A 19,231-nucleotide genomic window follows, 5' to 3' on the forward strand; every position below is an offset into this window, starting at 1 on the left:
GATGGAGACAAAGAAAATATTTAAATTTTTCGCTGGATGGAGTTTAGAAAAAGAGGAAGCCTTTTTAAGAAAAATGCATCAACAAGGCTGGGCGCTACAAAAGTATAATGTGATGTATACGTTTAAGAAAACCGAGCCGAAAGATGTAATATATAAAGCGGATTTTAGATTGGATTATAAAGATTCAAAAGAAAAACAAAAAGAATATATTGAAATATATGAAATGTGTGGTTGGAAACATGTAACAAGTTTTGCGAAATGGAATTATTTTTGTAAAGAAGTAGAAGAGGAAAATGAGCTGCCTGATATATATTCAGATAAGGAAACGAGGATACAAAAACTCACTGAGTTGTTACAGTTCTTTGCATTTATGTTTGTAACGTTAATGCCAGCACTTTACTTATGTTTTCTTGGAATATCAGAATCTGGATTATATAAAGGAATGGTAGGTTTTTTCGGCTGTGTATATTTGTACATACTTATTAATTTATATTGGAAGATTAATAAATTGAAAAAGGAAATATTGTAACAAAGAGTGGGACTATTAATGGAGGTGGGATTTGTATGGAATCATCTCCTTTAATTTCTATATATGTTTATTTTGTTCAATCTTTTTTATATAATAAAAGGCTATATATTTAAGGAGTAGAATGAATAACCAGAACAATAATACCAGAAAATAATAAATGAAGAAGTAACGATACATAATAATGAACTACCAATTAACATTAGTTTATTTGAATTTTGATGTTTAAAATAGTGATAAAGTAAAAGAACGCAAGCAGTAGCAAAAATCTATTTTCGAAGATCCAAAAACAATAGATGGCTAAAACGGTTTGAAATTTAACATATAATAAGGAAGAGATACGCTTTTAATTACCGTATTAAAAGGAAAATCCCTTATAGAGAAATCTATTTCTACAAGGGATAGTAATGACATTATTAGAAAGATTGATTTTGTGCAGGTTTAATAAATTGTTCTGGATTTTCAACAAGCCCACATACAGCACATTGGACGCGGTAAGTAGGTCCTTGATAGGCCATATGAAAAGCATTCATATTTTCATTTGTGTATTCCTCTTCTACTTGACCAGTTTGTGGATTTAACTTGACTGGTTTTACTTGTTGCTCAAGAATATTAAAGCGAGTACGGTTCGTTTTACAGCTTGGACATAGCATTGGTTCCATATGTATACACCTCCATTTGTAGCATTTCTTACTTGATATGATTTTATGCAAGCAAAAAAACTTTCTCAATATAAATGGGTGTTTAAAGTATTCAAAATTCAGAAAAAATAAAATATAATAAAGGTACGAACTGGTTATGTCCAAACCAAATCTCCTGTTTTATGCCAATAAGCTGGGGGGCCGAGAAATCGGCCTCATTTTTTTGTGCTCGTTGCTATAAGGAACAAGGTTTTTATGAGACATTTGTCGAAATTTTAGGGATGGATATAAAGGAGGATGTAAAATGAATTTAAAAATGAAGTACATCATTTTATATGTAGAAAAGTTTGAAGAATGTTTAAGATTTTATAAAGATATTTTACAGTTACCTATAAAAGCAGAGCATGGTACATATATTGAATTTAATACTGGTTCTACAATTTTAGCGATGAACACAAGGCAAGATGTGAAAGAATTAACAGGACTACCACTTACAGAAGGTGAGTTACAATCTTCTCATTTTGAATTGGGATTCGTTGTTGATCATGTACAAGAAACAATCGAACAATTAAGAGAGCAAGGTATTAAAATCTTAGTTGAACCAATTGTGAAACCGTGGGGACAAACAATTGCATACATTGCCGATCCAGATGGGAATTATATTGAAATTTGCAGTTCATTAGAATAGAAGGAGAAAAAGAGATGGTGTTTCCGAAACTAGAAACAGAACGTTTACAATTAAGAGAACTAACACTGTTAGATGCAGAAATGATGTTCCGTTATTTTTCAAAAGAATCTGTTATACGTTATTTTGGAATGGATTCTTTCGAAAATATTGAGCAAGCGAAAACGACTATTCAAACGTTTAAAAATCGTTATGAAGAAGGAACTGTATTTCGCTGGGGAATTGAGAAAAAGGGTACGGGCCAATTAATCGGAACGTGCGGATTTCATTTAATAAACAAGCATCATAAGCGAGCTGAAATTGGTTATGAACTAGACGATACATATTGGGGACAAGGGTATGCAACGGAAGCGTTACAGGCGATTTTAGGTTACGGGTTTGAAACGTTACAACTTATAAGAATTGCAGCTGTTGTATATGTAGAAAATAAAGCTTCTCAAAAATTATTAAGTAAAGCAGGGTTTCAAGAAGAAGGATTACTTCGAAAACATATGATTCAAAATGAAGTTGCTCATGATACGATTTTATACTCGTTATTAAAAGAAGAGTGGAAGAAGTAATGCGTACAAATGAGCTTATAAATGTTATGAAGAAGCATAAAGAAAATAGATTCATTTTAGGTATTGATGGACTAAGTCGATCGGGTAAAACAACATTTGTAACAAACTTAAAAGAAAATATGAAACATGAAAGTATTCCGTTCCATATTTTTCATATTGATGATCATATAGTAGAACGTAATAAACGGTATCATACTGGCTATGAAGAATGGTATGAGTATTATTATTTACAATGGGATATTGAATGGCTTCGGCAGAAGTTTTTTCAGAAGTTACAAAATGACACAAAACTGAAATTACCGTTCTATAATAATGAGACAGACTCAAGTGAGATGAAAAAAGTACAGATCCCCATAGTAGGCGTAATTGTAATAGAAGGTGTTTTTCTACAGAGAAAAGAATGGAGAGATTTCTTTCATTATATGGTGTATTTAGATTGTCCAAGAGAGACACGGTTTCTACGTGAGAGTGAAGAAACGCAGAAAAACCTTTCAAAGTTTGAAAATAGGTATTGGAAAGCAGAGGATTATTATTTAGAAACGGAATTGCCGAAGGATCAGGCAGATTTAGTTATAGAATGATTTGAAGAAAACCTCAACTTTTTGCTTGAATAGTTGAGGTTTCTCTATGTAATAGCAAATTAATTATTTTAATTCTTGGGAAGGAGATTGGTATAACGATTTGAATTATATAGTTATAGATAAATCTATAGATGGAAAGATTTCAATAAAGCGAGTGATTACATGAGTATTTTTATTTTAGAAGATGATGTCATACAAGCGCAGCAAATGAAGCGGTTAGTTGAAGAGGTTTGTGAGGAGTATATGTTGTCTTTTGATTTTATAGAGGTAACTAGTAAAAGTGAAAACATCATTACGAACATTCCTAAGGCGAAGTATATCCCAATCTATTTTTTAGATATAGAGATAAAAAGAGAAGAACGTAAAGGGTTACAAGTGGCACAAGAGATACGAAAGTATGATACGCAAGGAATTATTGTGTTTGTAACGACGCATTCTGAATTTGCACCTATTTCATATCAATACATGGTATCAGCTTTAACTTTTATTGATAAAGGGTTGCCATACGAGGAGAGGCGTAACGTTTTTGAACAATGTTTACTCCAATATGAAGCGCGTAATAAGCATATTATTCCGTCCGATGACTTTATCGTTGAAAATAGTAATGCAACTGTGCGGGTTCCGTTTCATGAAGTTGAATATGTTATGACCGATGAACCGCACCGTTTAGCATTAGTGACGTTAGATCGAATTGTTTATTTTTATGGGACTTTAAAAGAAATTGAATTAGTAGATGAACGTTTATTTCGTTGTCATCAATCATATATCGTGAATACGAAGCAACTGTCTTCTTATGATGCGAAGCAAAAAATGATAGTTTTAAAAAGCGGGAAACGTATTCCAGTATCACGTCGTTTATTCAGTAAAGTACGTAACATATTAAAGGGTGAGATGTAATGTATATTTATGATTTATTTGCAATACTGCTTACTAGTATAAGCCATACGTTTTTATACATTCAATTAATCCGGTACAATAGATTGTCATATAGAATGTTAATAGCTTTAAGTGCGGTATTCATTATTTTACTTGCTATTGTCGTAACAGTAACGAGATATCCAGAATTGAATAGTACGATTGTGTTATTTTTAATAAGTTTAGGATTAATGCAAAATGAATTGAAATTTAAGCATAATGTATATTTTGCACTCGTGAGCATGGTGATTATAACGTTAGTGAAAATGTTGCTATTTGATTTAGGAATGAAAATCTTTATGTTAACAACATTCAATTTATATTTATGGACAGGTAGTATTATTCATCTTATCGTATCGACACTTACTTTTATCGGTATTTTAGTAGCTCGGAAAAGAATTCAAAAAATTGCTCAATATATAGTAGGTAGTCGACTATACTATGTAACTTATATATTATTAATTGCCGGATTTATTATTGAACTAATTTTAACTCGGCCATCTTCTGCATTTTTAGCAAAGTTAAATCAACAATACAGTGATGTAAGTTATATTTCAGCGATTATTGTATTTTTATTATTAGTCATCATAGTACTTATAAGTTCACATTTATCGAAAGCAAAGTTACAAGAAGAGCACGAAAAACGTTTGGATAAAGAGTTATTAGATTATGTGGAGAAATTAGAGGATATGCATGATGAGCTTGCTAGTTTCCGTCACGATTATATGAATGTATTACTATCGTTAGAAGAGGGAATACGTACGAAAAATGTGAAAGAAATTGAGCAAGTGTACTATGACGTTATAGCACCTACGTTAAAAACAATAAATGATCATGAACTTGATATTGCGAAATTATCTCGTATACATATTCCTGAAGTGAGAAGTGTATTAAGGGCGAAAGTTGGCACTGCCCAGCAGCATCAAATAAAAGTAATGCTTGATATACCGGAGAGCATTGAAAGTGTTTCGATGACGATCATTTCATTTATTCGCATCATTTCAGTTTTGGTAGACAATGCAATTGAAGAAGCAGTACATAGTGAGGAAAAGATATTGCAAATCGCATTTTTTGAAATGGATTCACGACAATATTTTATCGTACGTAATAGTTCAAAGAGTGAAGCGATTGATTTGCAAAAAATTTATGAGAAAAACCATTCAAGTAAAGCAGGAGCGAGAGGATACGGGCTATTTTCGTTAAAACGGATTATGAATAAAACAAATAACGCGACGTTAGAAACAACTTATGTAAGTCCTTATTTCACGCAAACACTCATATTAAAAGAGATAAAATGACCATCTATGATGAAAATGAAACCGAATAGGAAAGAACTACATACTTTCTTCACTCGTTTTTATACACTTCAAGTAAGAGGTGAAGCGAGATGAATGGACTTATTTTTACAACAATGATTTGCTTTGGTTTACCGCTTGTAGCACTTTTATATGCTGTTTGGAAGAAACGCTATATTCCATATATGTTAGGTGTATTGGCTTTTGTTGTATCGCAAATATTGATCCGCATACCAATACTGAATTATGTAAATGGAACTAGCACAGATTTTCAAATGTTTTCAATAATGCAGCCTGTATTATTTGTACTTTTGCTTAGTTTATCAGCTGGAATTTTTGAAGAGATAGCTCGTTTTATCGCAATGCGTTATTTTATGAAGCAACGAGATTGGCAGTCTGGTTTTTTATTTGGAGCAGGGCATGGTGGTATTGAAGCGGTGTTGATAGTTGGTATCCCGGTAATATCCCTATTATTGTCACAAACAGTCATTCAAAATGGTGACAGTTATTATTTCGGCGGTATTGAGCGCATCTTCGCGATGGTATTGCATATTGGACTGTCCTTCATTATATTACAAGCTGTCGTCCAAAAGAAATTTCGTTATGTTGTCTATGCAATTCTCATCCATGGAACTGCAAATGCATTAGCTGGCATTATATCGCTATATGTACCAGGGAAAAGCGGGATCATAATGTCAGAAGTTTCAATAGCAATTTGTGCTTTACTCGTTTTTAGTTATAGTTTCACTTTAAAAAGAAAGGGTGTATGAAAATGAGAAGAATGTTACTTATTATTATAAGTGCTATCGCGGCGTTCGCGCTTGCAGCATGTACCGGTAATAAAGTAGATGAAAGTACGTCAAAAAAGTTTATTCCAAAGGCGGAAGAAATTGTATCATTACTAAATGAGGCGAAGTATAAAGACGTACACGAAAAATTTGATAGTAAAATGAAAGCTGGATTGCCAGAAGAAAAAATGAAAGATCTTACACCTGTAATTGAGAAAGCCGGTACGTTCGAAAAAATTGAGAAAAAATCGATTGAAGAAAAAGATGGTTCATATACTGTTATTCTTGTAGCGAAATATAGTAAAGAACAACGGACATTCATTATAACTTATAATAATAAAGAAGAAATAGCAGGTTTATATATTAACTAAAAACAGATACAGTGGAAGTTCTCGCTGTATCTGTTTTTTATGTTAACCAAATTATGGATATTTGTGCTAATATGAACTCATAGCTATAGAGAAGGGGTGTGAGTATGAAAACTGAAATAGTTCCTAAAAAGAAGTACAGCATAATAAGCTACATATCTTTACTCATCGGCATTTTATGTTTTCTATTCGTTTTTATAACGCCAACAAGGATAGCGAATGCAGGTAATATAGTGGGAGATTATATTACAGTCGCACTCACAGTTGCAGGAATTATACTTTCTATCATTACGATGACGAAAAAAGCAGAGAAGAAGGGGATTGCTATTCTTTCATTAATACTGTCCTCATCATTTTTTATATTTTGGATCATCGCAATTATTTTATTGTTTACTGGTCAAATTAGTTTTGCGCCGTAATATGTAATAAAAAGAGTCCTTCTCGTATGAAGGACTCTTTTTATTCGGTATCTTCCGGTTGATATTCTAAAATATCCCCTGGTTGGCATTCTAACGCTTTACAAATAGCATCTAAAGTTGTAATTCTAATTGCTTTTGCTTTTCCATTTTTTAATATAGAAAGGTTAGCCATTGTAATTCCAACCTTCTCTGAAAGTTCAGTTACACTCATTTTTCTTTTCGCTAACATTACATCAATATTAATTATTATTGCCATGTTATTCACCTCAGACCGTTAAATCATTTTCTGATTTTATATCTATCGCATCTTTTAAAAGTCTTTGGAGAACGGCAGCAAAGACTGCGATAACTATTGAAGCAAAGATAAGGATCATGCCAATTATTATAATACCTGGTGCATCATCTCTCTCTGCTACAAGATAGAAAAGCGGCATACCTACTACATATAATACACTAATTGTAATAGCACATTGTTTTATCTTTTTTAAAGCTCTAACAGATAATTTCGAGAAGGCGTTCCCCTTATCAATGTAGCTTACAAGTTTAAAGGCTTGATATAGAGCAAAATAAAAAGGTATCACCGTTGCATATAGATTGATTAAAACAAGATATTTTATATATGCAATATCCGGGTATAAGTCCGCTGCGTAATTCCCGATATTAGGAATTAAAAATATACACAAAGCAAAAACAGGAATACCGATAAGGATAATTGCTGTCTTTAAAAAGAGTGTTGATCCTTGTTTCATATAAAGCACCTCATTTTTAAATTATCATATTAATTTAACATAAATTTTATCGTTTAACAATAAATTCTTATTTATTTCAATCGGATTTTTATTGAGAAACAAATTTTGGTGAAGAGAATGATAAGACGTTTTTATAAAAAAGGTGTGGTCTCTAGTTATTTGAACATAAAAAGCTATGATATGTACCGTTCGTTGCTTTACTAATAAAAGAAAGTCAAGGTAATGATTGTTAGCTTCATGAAAATTGGGGACTAATAAAACATATATAGGTTGTGGAAATCTTTTTGTATATAAATGAATGTGAAACATACGGAGGAACAACAATGTCGAATTTGGGTTTATTGATGAAGAGGTTACTGTTAGTAGGAACAATCACACTAAGTATGTTATGTACGGAAAGCATGATGAATTATCATACGGTGGAAGCTAAGGTGAAACAAGTAGAACGGCAACCGAAAAATGTAATCATAATGGTTATGGACGGAACGAGTTCTTCAGCAACGACATTAGCTCGCTTATATAAAGGGAAACCACTTGCACTAGATGAAATTGTAACAGGAGGAGTTCGTACCTATTCGGCGGAATCAGCTATAACAGACTCAGCCCCAGCAGCTACAGCTTTAGCGACGGGGAATAAATCGAATTCAGGATATGTAGGTATATTACCTTCTATTGTAAGTTCACCTGGATTAAAATCAATAAAAGAAGAGGACAAGTTACGTCCAGTCGCCAATGTTTTAGAAGGTGCCAAACGCACTGGTCGCGCAACTGGAATTGTTGCTACAGCTGAAATTCAGCATGCTACTCCCGCTGGATTTTCTGCTCACCATATTAACCGTAAGCGTTTTGACGTAATTGCGGAGCAGCAAGTGTATCAAAATATAGATGTCGTATTAGGTGGGGGAAAAGAGGCACTGCTACCTATAAAAAGAAAAGATGGTGAAGATTTAGTAAAGGTGATTCAAGACAAAGGATACGACTTTGTTGAAACGAAAGATGCATTATTGAACTCTAAATCTAAGAAAATTTGGGGCTCTTTCTCACATAATGCTCTTGCGTTTGATATGGATCGTGAAGCAACAAATCCGGAGCAACCAACACTTTCTCAAATGACGGAAAAAGCAATTCAAACACTATCAAAAGATAAAGATGGTTTCTTTTTATTTGTAGAGGGAAGTAAGCCAGACTGGGCAGCTCATGTGAACGATCCAATAGGGATGATTAGTGATGTATTAGCATTTGATAACGCAGTTGCAGAAGCATTGGAATTTGCAAAAAAAGATGGTAATACGATGTTAATAGCTGTAACTGATCATGGTAACAGCGGTATTTCTATTGGGAATGCGAATACGACAAAAGGCTATAATATTACGCCGGTCTCTGCATACATTGGTCCATTAAAAAAATCGAAAATGACACTTGAAGGTGCTACAAATAAACTAAAATCTGATTTATCAAATGTAGAAGATGTAGCTAAATTATACGGTTTGGCCAATTTAACTTATGATGAAAAAGAAAGAGTAAAAGCAGCAAAAAAGAAATCGGATGTAGGTCCAATACTTACTACATTATTGGCCAATCATGCGAACATAGGCTTCACAACAGGAGGCCATACAGGTGAGGATGTGTTTTTATATTCTTACGGTCCTCAAAAGCCAAGCGGTTTGATCCAAAACATAGACATTGCGAAGACGATGGCGAAAGCAATGGGCTTTAACTTAGAAGAAGTAACAAACAAATTATTTGTAGAGAGTGAATTAGCCTTTAAACGAAAAGGTGCAACAGTAATAATAGATAATACTGATGCAGAAAACCCGGTGCTCATAGTAAAACGTAATAATGTAAAAGCTCAATTATTTGTAAATAAAAATATAATTCGTATTAAGAATAAAGAATATGAATTAGGTAGTGTCGTTGTAGAAAGCAATGGCAAGTTCTATATACCAGAAGAAGCAATCCGCTTATTCATAAAGCATTCTCGTTAAAAAAATGCCAATTCCTTAGCAAGTACTTAGGAATTGGCATTTTTTGTGTAGATGAAGTTTCATTCGAAAACAAGAGTAAAGAGAATCGCTGTTTCTACAAAAATATTCTCTACGTTTATAAGTTATTGTGAATGAGGATTTTGCAATATTAGACCTATTGCTATCATATATTTTTCGCCCTGCCTAAAAAATATTTCTCAACATTCTCTTTGTTGAAAAAAGATTGAATATTCGTATTATAACGAATATTATGTTGTTATCGGCAAAAAACGATAATTTGCAGACACTGGGGAGGAAATACATTGAAAAAGAAATTAAAACCATTAGCGGTATTAACAACAGCAGCAGTACTAAGTGGTACGTTTGCTTTTGGAGGTCATGCAGCGTATGCTGAGACACCAACATCATCTCTACCAATAGATGAGCACTTAATACCAGAGGAACGTTTGGCAGAAGCGCTGAAACAACGGGGAGTAATTGATCAATCTGCATCACAAGCCGAGACATCAAAGGCTGTCGAAAAATATGTTGAGAAAAAGAAAGGGGAAAACCCTGGAAAAGAAATCTTGACAGGAGATAACCTTACGCAAGAAGCTTCAGATTTTATGAAAAAAGTAAAAGATGCAAAAATGAAGGAGAATGAACAGGCGCAGCAACCAGAAGTAGGACCAGTTGCTGGACAAGATGCAGGATTGAATTCTCGAAAATTAAATGGAAAAGTACCTACTACACCAGCGAAGCAAGAAGAGTACAATGGAACTGTTCGAAAAGATAAAGTACTTGTTTTACTCGTAGAATTTAGCGATTTTAAGCATAATAATATTGATCAAGAACCGGGTTATATGTATTCTAAGGACTTTAATCGTGAACATTATCAAAAAATGTTATTTGGTGATGAGCCATTTACGTTATTTGATGGATCGAAGATTAATACATTTAAACAATATTATGAAGAACAATCTGGCGGAAGCTACACAGTTGATGGAACTGTAACAGAATGGCTTACTGTTCCAGGAAAAGCGTCAGATTATGGTGCGGATGCGGGTACTGGTCATGATAACAAGGGGCCTTTAGGACCAAAAGATTTTGTGAAAGAAGCATTAAAAGCAGCGGTAGCAAAAGGCATTAATTTAGCTGATTATGATCAATTTGATCAATACGATCAAGATGGTGATGGAAATAAAAACGAGCCAGATGGAATTATTGATCATTTAATGGTTGTACATGCGGGCGTAGGTCAAGAAGCTGGCGGCGGCAAATTGAAAGATGATGCGATTTGGTCTCATCGTTCAAAACTAGGCTCAAAGCCATATGCAATTGATGGTACAAAATCTTCAGTTTCAAATTGGGGCGGAAAGATGGCTGCATATGATTATACAATTGAGCCTGAAGACGGAGCAGTTGGTGTGTTTGCACATGAGTACGGTCATGATTTAGGCTTACCTGATGAATATGATACAAAGTATTCAGGGCAAGGTGAACCTGTTGAATCATGGTCCCTTATGAGCGGCGGTAGCTGGGCTGGAAAAATTGCGGGAACAGAGCCAACAAGTTTCTCGCCACAAAATAAAGAGTTTTTCCAAAAGAATATGAAGGGTAACTGGGCGAATATCGTTGAGGTAGATTATGATAAACTGCGCACAGGAATCGGTACTGCAACATTTTTAGATCAAAGTGTTACAAAATCAAAACGACCAGGAATCGTTCGTGTTAACTTGCCAGACAAAGATATAAAAAATATCGAATCAGCATTTGGTAAGAAGTTTTATTACAGCACAAAAGGAAATGACATTCATACAACACTTGAGACACCAGTATTTGACTTAACGACTGCAACGGATGCTAAGTTTGATTATAAGGCATTTTATGAATTGGAAGCGAAGTATGATTTCCTTGACGTAAATGCGATTGCAGAAGATGGAACGAAGACACGTATTGATAGAATGGGCGAAAAAGATGTAAAAGGCGGCGTAGATACAACAGATGGTAAGTGGGTTGATAAATCATACGATTTAAGCCAATTTAAAGGAAAGAAAGTAAAACTGCAATTTGAGTATGTAACAGATATTGCAGTAGCTTATAAAGGATTTGCGTTAGACAATGCAGCATTAACTGTAGATGGAAAAGTTGTTTTCTCTGATGATGCAGAAGGACAGCCAGCAATGACGCTAAAAGGATTTACTGTGTCTAACGGATTTGAACAGAAAAAACATAACTACTATATCGAGTGGCGAAATTACGCTGGGTCTGACACGGCGCTACAACATGCACGTGGTCCAGTATTTAATACAGGAATGGTTGTATGGTATGCGGATCAAAGCTTTACAGATAACTGGGTAGGCGTTCATCCAGGCGAAGGATTCCTTGGGGTAGTAGATTCTCATCCAGAGGCAATCGTAGGAACATTAAATGGACAACCAACTGTGAAGAGCAGTACGCGTTATCAAATTGCCGATGCGGCATTCTCATTTGATCAAACGCCAGCATGGAAAGTAAATTCGCCAACTCGCGGTATCTTTGATTATAAAGGATTGCCAGGCGTTGCGAAATTTGATGATTCTAAGCAATACATCAACAGTGTTATTCCAGATGCCGGACGTAAGTTGCCGAAACTTGGATTGAAGTTTGAAGTAGTAGGTCAAGCTGAAGACAAGTCTGCAGGTGCAGTTTGGATCCATCGCTAAAATAAAATGAAAAGGAGCTGCCATAAGTCGGTGAAACCTGACTTATGGCAGCTCTTTTCTTCTTGTGAGAAAAAACTGTTACATAAATACAAATCGAAAAAATTACCATTTAAAAAATGAAAAGATGTGCAGAAGTGAAAAAGTCCTCTGCTTTTATATATATTTATTGGAAAAAATAGATGTTTCTTTTATAATTGAAATGCTCCATCAGTCCGATTATATAAGTTTTTTTGACCGTAAGTAATTTGTAAGTAATGAGTAAGAAAAAAGAGATTTTTATATTATATAATATTTATTACAGCTACTTTTAACACCTGATACTAATAGTATGCTATAATGTGAATTAGCAACATAAAGGAAAGGAATTAGACCAATGACATTAGAAAATACTAAAAATTTAAAAAAACAAGTTGCTCCGTATGAAAAATCAACGATTAAAAAAAGTGTGTGGCAACTTATTAACACAATTGTGCCGTTCATTATTTTATGGTACCTTGCTTATAAAAGTTTGTCTGTTTCTTATTGGTTATCGTTAGTTCCATCTCTGTTAGCCGCTGGTTTTATGACACGGATTTTCATTATTTTTCATGATTGTACCCATTATTCATTCTTTAAAAGTCGACCTGCAAATAGAATCGTAGGGACATGTATGGGTGTGTTAACTTTATTCCCGTTTGATCAATGGGGACATGAGCATTCTATTCATCACGCTACAAGTGGTAATTTGGATAAGAGAGGTACAGGAGATATTTGGACGCTTACAGTGGATGAATATTTAGCTGCGCCATTTAGACTTCGTTTAGCATATCGCTTATATCGCAATCCATTCGTTATGTTTGGATTAGGTCCGATTTATGTTTTCTTATTTAAAAATAGATTTAACCGAAAAGGTGCTAGACAGAAAGAACGTATGAATACGTATTTGACGAATATTATAATCGTTGCTTTAATAGCTATACTTTGCTGGGCAATTGGGTGGCAATCGTTTCTGTTAGTGCATGGTACGATATTCTTAATAGCGGGTTCAGTAGGAATTTGGCTGTTTTACGTACAGCACACATTCGAAGATTCTTATTTTGAAGAGGATAAAGATTGGGAATATGTGAAAGCGGCAGTGGAAGGAAGTTCATTTTATAAACTTCCAAAAATCTTGCAATTTCTAACTGGTAATATTGGATTCCATCATGTTCACCATTTAAGTCCAAGAGTACCTAACTATAAACTAGAAGAGGCACACAATAATACGCTTCCGTTAAAAAATGTACCAACGATTACACTTGCTACAAGCTTACGATCACTCCGTTTTCGTCTTTGGGATGAGAAAAGTAACAATTTTGTTACCTTTAAAGAATTCAAAAAAATAATTAAAAACAATGTTTCTGTTCGAGTGAAATCTGAACTATAATTTCATCGTATATAAAAAACTCTCCTTAATCATTTTCGATTTAAGGGGAGTTTTTGTTTAATTATTATATGATCGATATTGAGGAGGAGGAATGCTTATGTGTAGGTATAAATATAAAGAGACAGTAATTATATTATGTAAACAAAATGAATTATTATAATTTTTATTATAGTAAAGGATATAGTACATATATAATGGAAAGCAGAAGGTGGATGATAGTAATTATAAGAACACATACAACGTAATAAAATAATTCTTTCAAAAGGAAGGGGACATGAAAGATGTTGAAATTACAAGGAAAATACAATGAAGCAAAAGTATTTACGAATAACGTTGATGAGACTGCAACTGGGCAGATTATTGATCTTTGTAACCAAGAATTCGTAAAGGATAGTCAAATTCGTATTATGCCAGATACACATGCAGGAGCAGGTTGCACGATTGGGACAACGATGACAATACAAGATAAAATTGTTCCTAATCTTGTAGGGGTAGACATTGGTTGTGGTATGGAAGTTGTTGTAATTGATAAGAAAAAAGAAGAAATTAATTTCGATTACTTAGACGAAACGATTCGTAAATTTGTTCCAAGTGGTTTTCGTATCTTTTGTTCGAAAACAATCTAATCAAGGGAAGTAGTTCCATTTTATTGCGATGGGATAGAAGAAGTCGATTTCCTGTGGAGTTAAGGAATCGACTTTTTTATTTATTTTGTTGAATGAAAGCAACCGTTAGCTTAATAGCAAAGGATTATAACCGTCTATTTCTCCCAAAGCTCAATTAGACGACCTTCAGGATCTTTAATCCAAATAAACTTTCCGAACTCACTAATTTCTTCTTTCTTTTCAAGAGGTACACCAATATGTTCAAGATGCTGAATAGTCTCATTTAAATTATGTACTTCAAAATTTAACATCACTTGCTGTTCTATTGGAAAATAATTATCATTTTCGGTAAAGAAAGAAAAAATAGTCTCATTTCCTAATTGGGGTTTAATCACAGTCCCATTCCAATCTTCTATTTCAATTTTCAACACTTCACTGTACCATTTTTTTATAACATCAAGATTGTTAGTTCTCCAAAATATTCCCCCGAACCCTTTTATCATTGTAGATAACTCCTGTCTTTTTTAAAATTTTTAAGCAATATATATTCAATATATCAAAACAGTAACAGTAAGGAAAATCAATAACGTATTAAAAGTGAAAAAATCCAATTACTAGTATTGTAGTATTTACCGCATTATGGAAATCGGTATCACTTTTCAAAGAACTTGCAATCCAAGTAAAGATATATAGTATCACTGAATCGTATGAGGTAATGAATGAAAAGGGAATAGAACAAATGCCAATGATAAAAGACCGCATATGAAATGAAAGCCATGTGCGGTCTTTTATATATAAGTATAGTATTACATAGTCTCGCTAATTTTACTTTCACTATGAGTGTTAGTTGCAATTCTTTTCTTAACTTTAAAGTGATAGTAAGTATAACAAAAAATGATAAACGGTACAGTGCAATAGATTCCAAGTCGTTGTTCTGGGATAAAAATAAGACTGATTAATATAATGCCATACAATCCAAAACCAAGAATTGGTACAAGTGGATAAAGTGGAGTTTTAAATTTTAAGTCTTCTAATTTTCCACCGTCTGCTAAATAATGTTTACGGAAAAAGAATTGAGAGACACAAATTGACATCCAAACAATGATTGTAATGACGCCAGAAATGGAAATTAACCATAAGTAAACTGTTTCAGCAGCTACAACGCTTGTTAAAAGAGAAAAAGCAGAAATAGAAATTGTCAAAATTAAAGCGTTTAAAGGTATTCCTCGTGAAGATAATTTTTTTAAAAAGGCCGGAGCCATTTCATTTTTTGATAACGACCAAAGCATGCGAGTTGCAGCGTACAGTCCAGAGTTTGCGACAGAAAGAACAGCAGTAAGAATAACAAAATTCATAATATCAGCTGCATATGGAATACCGATATTATCAAATACAGCAACGAATGGGCTCTTTGTTAATCCTGCTTCTTCCCAAGGAATTAAAGCAACAAGAACAAAGATTGCTAAGACGAAGAAAAACATCGTGCGCCATATAATATTTCTAATAGAACGAGGTAAAGTTTTTGCTGGATCTTCACTTTCACCTGCTGCGATTCCGACAAGTTCTGTACCTTGGAAGGAATAATTGACTGTAACCATTGTTAATAGAATAGCTGCAAGTCCATTTGGGAATAAACCGCCATGATTTACGAAATTTGATAATAACGGGGCTGGTTCGTCGCCTTTTAAGTCAATAAAACCGAACATAGCGGCACCGCCAAGGATAATAAAAGCTATAATGGCAGATACTTTTATACTTGAAAACCAAAATTCTGTTTCTGCATAACTACGAGCAGATAATGCGTTAATAGTGAAGATAGTAACGCCAAATATTAAACACCAAACCCAAACAGGAATATCAGGAAACCAGCGCTGCATTGTAATGCCGGCAGTTGTAAATTCAAGACCAGTCGTATTCGCCCAGCTTAACCAATACAACCATCCGATTGTAAATCCAGTTGCAGGATTGATGAACTTAGTTGCATATTCCTGAAAAGAACCTGAAACAGGCATGGCTACAGCAAGTTCACCAAGACAAAGCATAACGAAATACATTAATAATCCACCAGCCATAAAGGCAAGTACGGATCCACCAGGTCCAGCTTGACTTATAATAAAACCAGATCCGTTAAATAACCCCGTTCCAATCACACCACCGAGTGCAATCATGAATAAGTGTCTACTTTTCATCGTACGTTTTAATTCATTGTTTGTATTACTTACTTGCGTCATTGTTTTCCTCACTTTCGTAGTTGATAGAATAAAGTTTGATGTTTTTCCGTATTGTGGAATGTATTCCGTGATGTGAAATCTTGTTATAATTTTCAGATAATTAAAAAGAAAAGTCAATATTTTTTTGTTCGCGCTTACAAATCGTTATCAGTGGCATTATTATTTTTAGAAAATTGAATAATTATATTGATTTCATTTTGAATTTTTGTTAAATTGATAGGTAATTGAGCGTACTAACATATTACAATTCAAGTTGAGGTGAGTTATGGTACAGTCCATTGATCGAGCGATAAGTATTATAAAGTTGTTAAATTCTACTAATGAAAAAGAGTATTGGGCTATTTCTGATATAGCGGACAGAACACATCTCCCAGTTAGTACAGTACATAGATTACTTAATTCTTTAATCGAGCATGGGTTAGTTACGCAAATTTCAGAAACGAAACAGTACAAAATTGGGCCAATGTGGATGGAAGTAGGATTACGTCAACTGGAGAAGGTAGACTACAGATCAGTTGCAAGAGAAGTGATGAAGCGGTTAGCCTCTGAAGTGGAAGAAAGTGTGTATTTGAACATTCCAAATGGAACGCATTCTATTATCATTGAAAGAATGGATAGCCCTTTAAAAATTCGAGTTATTGATAACTTAGGGGAACAAATTCCACTTTCAATTGGTGCTGCAAATAAAACGATGCTTGCCAATATGAAAACGAATGAAATGGAACATATTGTAGAACATTTACTTTCTTCATTACCAGAACAAAAGCGCATTCTTTTAGAGCAAATAAAGCAGATAAGAAATGAAGGATATGCGGTAAGTTATGGTGAAAAAACAGAAGGGACGGCTTCAGTAGCTGCACCGATTATCGGATTTAATCATAAAGTAGTAGGAGCATTAAGTGTTGGGTTAATTAGTCATCGCATAAATGATGATCGACTATCTTTTCTTATTAGTAAGGTAAAACAAGCAGCTCATGAAATATCAATAAAAATCGGCAGTACATCAGAACTATAATTTTGATAACTGTCGTCATTTTTTATTCATATAATGGAATTCGTTTTCATAATGCGGAAAAATAGGGGGATTTATATGTCAAAGTGGCAATCAAAAGAACAATTGATTCAATTATTAAGCAGTCTTGTTGAAATTCCTAGTATTACAGGTACAGAAGCTGAAGTGATATTGCCAGACTTTGTTGTGGAACAATTATCTGATTTACAGTACTTCAAAGAAAACCCGCATCATTTGCAAAAAAATCCGACGGGGGACGGACGATATTTTGTTACAGCCCTAGTGAAGAAAAGCGATAGTACAAAAAATACCGTAATTCTAGTTAGTCACTTTGATGTTGTAGATGTGCAAGATTACGGAGTTTGGAAAGAAGATGCATTTAGTTCTAAAAAGTTAACATCTATGTTTTATTCTCATAAAGATGAATTACCAGACCATGTACGTGAAGATATAGAACAAGGAGATTGGCTGTTTGGCAGAGGAACAATGGACATGAAATGCGGCCTCACATTACAAATGGCAATGATTGAGCAAGCCTGTGAAGGAAGATTTGACGGGAATGTTCTTTTATTAGCTGTTCCAGATGAAGAAGTAAACTCTGTAGGGATGAGGGCTGCTGTTCCAAGACTACTAGAGTTAGCAAGAGAACATAACTTGGATTATAAAACGGTATTAAATTCAGAGCCTATGTTTTCACGACATCCTGGTGACCAAAATAAGTATATTTACACTGGTTCTATTGGTAAAGTGTTACCTGGATTCCTTTGCTATGGTAAAGAAACACATGTGGGTGAACCATTTGCAGGCTTAAATGGGAGTTATATGGCTGCTTTATTAACTGCTGAATTAGAATTGAATACGGACCTTTGTGATGTTGTAGAAGGAGAAGCGAGTCCTCCCCCAACTAACTTACTTCAACGTGATTTAAAGGAGGATTATTCTGTACAAATTCCGCATCGTGCAGTCACATTATTCAATTTGTTTTTACTGGAAAAAACGATGACAGCCGTCGTTTCAATGTTACGTCAAAAAGTAACGAAAGTAGCAGAGAAAATAGAAGAATCATACGAGAAGCAAGCATATCGTTTTTCTAAATATAATCCGTTTATACCGCCTAATATGAAAGTAAATGTATTAACGTATGAAGAGCTTATCGCTTATGCAATTGAACAACATGGGCAAGAGAAAATAGATGATATTCAATCTAGTATAATAAAAAATAGAGAAGATAAAGATGATCGTGCGGTAACAATTGATTTAGTAGATAAACTATCTATTTTATGTAAAGAAAAGGCGCCGATGATTGTACTTTTCTTTGCTCCACCATATTATCCAGCTGTAAGTTCACGCAACAATCCGTTAATTAAAGATGTAGTTGCAGAAATGGAAAAGTATGCTCACTATAATCATAACATTACATTTGAAAACCAAAACTATTTTGGAGGAATTTCAGATTTGAGCTATGTGGGCTTACAGAATCCACTAGATTCAATGAGTTCACTTGTAGACAATATGCCGTTATGGGATAAAGGTTATTCGATTCCACTTCAGGATCTAGAAGAGTTTGACGTTCCTGTATTAAATATGGGGCCGGTAGGAAAAGATGCACATCAATGGACAGAACGTTTAGATGTAAATTACGCATTTGAAACGTTATTAAATATGTTACCGAAATGCATTGAAAAATTATTAGTTTCTAATAAAATTACACAACCATAGTAGGGAATAAGGAAGGGATAAAACTAAAATCTCAAAAGAAGATCTAAATAAAATTATCTCAAT

At 34.0% G+C, this 19,231-nt stretch carries 19 protein-coding genes and 1 pseudogene; 15 read left to right on the forward strand and 5 right to left on the reverse strand.

What is annotated here, in order from left to right; all coding sequences use genetic code 11:
• Position 1: 1 nt before the first annotated feature.
• Positions 2-529 (forward strand): DUF2812 domain-containing protein, encoded by a 528-nt coding sequence (locus ACUN0F_RS18195; RefSeq protein WP_000448305.1) that lies wholly within the window; start codon positions 2-4, stop codon positions 527-529.
• A gap of 413 nt (positions 530-942) precedes the next feature.
• On the opposite strand, the gene ACUN0F_RS18200 is transcribed toward ACUN0F_RS18195, so the two are convergent.
• The gene (locus ACUN0F_RS18200; RefSeq protein WP_000433606.1) at positions 943-1,188 is read right to left on the reverse strand and encodes a hypothetical protein; all 246 of its coding nucleotides are present in this window, start codon (positions 1,186-1,188) and stop codon (positions 943-945) included.
• 283 nt (positions 1,189-1,471) lie between these two features.
• Between ACUN0F_RS18200 and ACUN0F_RS18205 the strand changes: the two genes are divergently transcribed.
• From ACUN0F_RS18205 to ACUN0F_RS18240, 8 genes are all read left to right on the forward strand, one after another.
• Positions 1,472-1,855, forward strand: a complete 384-nt coding sequence (locus ACUN0F_RS18205) for a VOC family protein (RefSeq protein ID WP_445539873.1) — start codon at positions 1,472-1,474, stop codon at positions 1,853-1,855.
• A gap of 14 nt (positions 1,856-1,869) precedes the next feature.
• Positions 1,870-2,412 (forward strand): GNAT family N-acetyltransferase, encoded by a 543-nt coding sequence (locus tag ACUN0F_RS18210; protein ID WP_445539874.1) that lies wholly within the window; start codon positions 1,870-1,872, stop codon positions 2,410-2,412.
• The gene (locus ACUN0F_RS18215; RefSeq protein ID WP_264462158.1) at positions 2,412-2,993 is read left to right on the forward strand and encodes a kinase; all 582 of its coding nucleotides are present in this window, start codon (positions 2,412-2,414) and stop codon (positions 2,991-2,993) included. Before ACUN0F_RS18210 ends, ACUN0F_RS18215 begins: the two co-directional genes overlap by 1 nt.
• A gap of 162 nt (positions 2,994-3,155) precedes the next feature.
• On the forward strand, positions 3,156-3,890 hold the full coding sequence (locus ACUN0F_RS18220) for a LytR/AlgR family response regulator transcription factor (protein WP_445539875.1): 735 nt from the start codon (positions 3,156-3,158) through the stop codon (positions 3,888-3,890).
• Positions 3,890-5,206 carry a GHKL domain-containing protein gene (locus ACUN0F_RS18225; protein WP_445539876.1) on the forward strand — a complete coding sequence of 439 codons (1,317 nt, stop codon included), beginning with the start codon at positions 3,890-3,892 and terminating at the stop codon, positions 5,204-5,206. The genes ACUN0F_RS18220 and ACUN0F_RS18225 overlap by 1 nt, the downstream gene beginning before the upstream one ends.
• 89 nt (positions 5,207-5,295) lie before the next feature.
• Positions 5,296-5,973 carry a YhfC family glutamic-type intramembrane protease gene (locus ACUN0F_RS18230; RefSeq protein ID WP_064469839.1) on the forward strand — a complete coding sequence of 226 codons (678 nt, stop codon included), beginning with the start codon at positions 5,296-5,298 and terminating at the stop codon, positions 5,971-5,973.
• Between the two features lie 2 nt (positions 5,974-5,975).
• Entirely contained in the window at positions 5,976-6,362 is a 387-nt protein-coding gene (locus ACUN0F_RS18235) for a DUF3887 domain-containing protein (protein WP_001253791.1), read from the forward strand.
• A 104-nt stretch (positions 6,363-6,466) separates the two neighbouring features.
• The gene (locus ACUN0F_RS18240; RefSeq protein ID WP_000845551.1) at positions 6,467-6,778 is read left to right on the forward strand and encodes a hypothetical protein; all 312 of its coding nucleotides are present in this window, start codon (positions 6,467-6,469) and stop codon (positions 6,776-6,778) included.
• Between the two features lie 40 nt (positions 6,779-6,818).
• Here the strand turns inward: ACUN0F_RS18240 and ACUN0F_RS18245 are convergent, their stop codons facing one another.
• Both ACUN0F_RS18245 and ACUN0F_RS18250 read right to left on the reverse strand, forming a co-directional pair.
• Positions 6,819-7,034 carry a helix-turn-helix domain-containing protein gene (locus tag ACUN0F_RS18245; RefSeq protein ID WP_000974615.1) on the reverse strand — a complete coding sequence of 72 codons (216 nt, stop codon included), beginning with the start codon at positions 7,032-7,034 and terminating at the stop codon, positions 6,819-6,821.
• Between the two features lie 10 nt (positions 7,035-7,044).
• Positions 7,045-7,527 carry a DUF2975 domain-containing protein gene (locus ACUN0F_RS18250; RefSeq protein WP_046954197.1) on the reverse strand — a complete coding sequence of 161 codons (483 nt, stop codon included), beginning with the start codon at positions 7,525-7,527 and terminating at the stop codon, positions 7,045-7,047.
• Between the two features lie 323 nt (positions 7,528-7,850).
• On the opposite strand from ACUN0F_RS18250, the gene ACUN0F_RS18255 reads away from it, so the two are divergent.
• From ACUN0F_RS18255 to ACUN0F_RS18270, 4 genes and pseudogenes are all read left to right on the forward strand, one after another.
• Positions 7,851-9,512, forward strand: a complete 1,662-nt coding sequence (locus ACUN0F_RS18255) for an alkaline phosphatase (protein WP_445539877.1) — start codon at positions 7,851-7,853, stop codon at positions 9,510-9,512.
• 302 nt (positions 9,513-9,814) lie between these two features.
• Positions 9,815-12,196 (forward strand): immune inhibitor A, encoded by a 2,382-nt coding sequence (locus ACUN0F_RS18260; protein WP_264462154.1) that lies wholly within the window; start codon positions 9,815-9,817, stop codon positions 12,194-12,196.
• A gap of 373 nt (positions 12,197-12,569) precedes the next feature.
• On the forward strand, positions 12,570-13,601 hold the full coding sequence (locus tag ACUN0F_RS18265; protein WP_142343688.1) for a fatty acid desaturase: 1,032 nt from the start codon (positions 12,570-12,572) through the stop codon (positions 13,599-13,601).
• 281 nt (positions 13,602-13,882) lie between these two features.
• A pseudogene (locus ACUN0F_RS18270) lies at positions 13,883-14,206 on the forward strand (RtcB family protein); the annotation flags it as partial.
• Between the two features lie 155 nt (positions 14,207-14,361).
• Here the strand turns inward: ACUN0F_RS18270 and ACUN0F_RS18275 are convergent.
• Entirely contained in the window at positions 14,362-14,709 is a 348-nt protein-coding gene (locus ACUN0F_RS18275) for a VOC family protein (RefSeq protein WP_000589594.1), read from the reverse strand.
• A 303-nt stretch (positions 14,710-15,012) separates the two neighbouring features.
• Positions 15,013-16,437 (reverse strand): amino acid permease, encoded by a 1,425-nt coding sequence (locus tag ACUN0F_RS18280; RefSeq protein WP_046954193.1) that lies wholly within the window; start codon positions 16,435-16,437, stop codon positions 15,013-15,015.
• A gap of 265 nt (positions 16,438-16,702) precedes the next feature.
• On the opposite strand from ACUN0F_RS18280, the gene ACUN0F_RS18285 reads away from it, so the two are divergent.
• Together ACUN0F_RS18285 and ACUN0F_RS18290 are read left to right on the forward strand one after the other, a co-directional pair.
• Positions 16,703-17,452: an IclR family transcriptional regulator gene (locus ACUN0F_RS18285; protein ID WP_264462152.1), complete on the forward strand. Its 750-nt coding sequence runs from the start codon at positions 16,703-16,705 to the stop codon at positions 17,450-17,452.
• 75 nt (positions 17,453-17,527) lie between these two features.
• Entirely contained in the window at positions 17,528-19,168 is a 1,641-nt protein-coding gene (locus tag ACUN0F_RS18290; RefSeq protein ID WP_445539878.1) for a M20/M25/M40 family metallo-hydrolase, read from the forward strand.
• Positions 19,169-19,231: the final 63 nt, after the last annotated feature.

The sequence above is a fragment of the Bacillus sp. 1A genome, assembly GCF_052682215.1.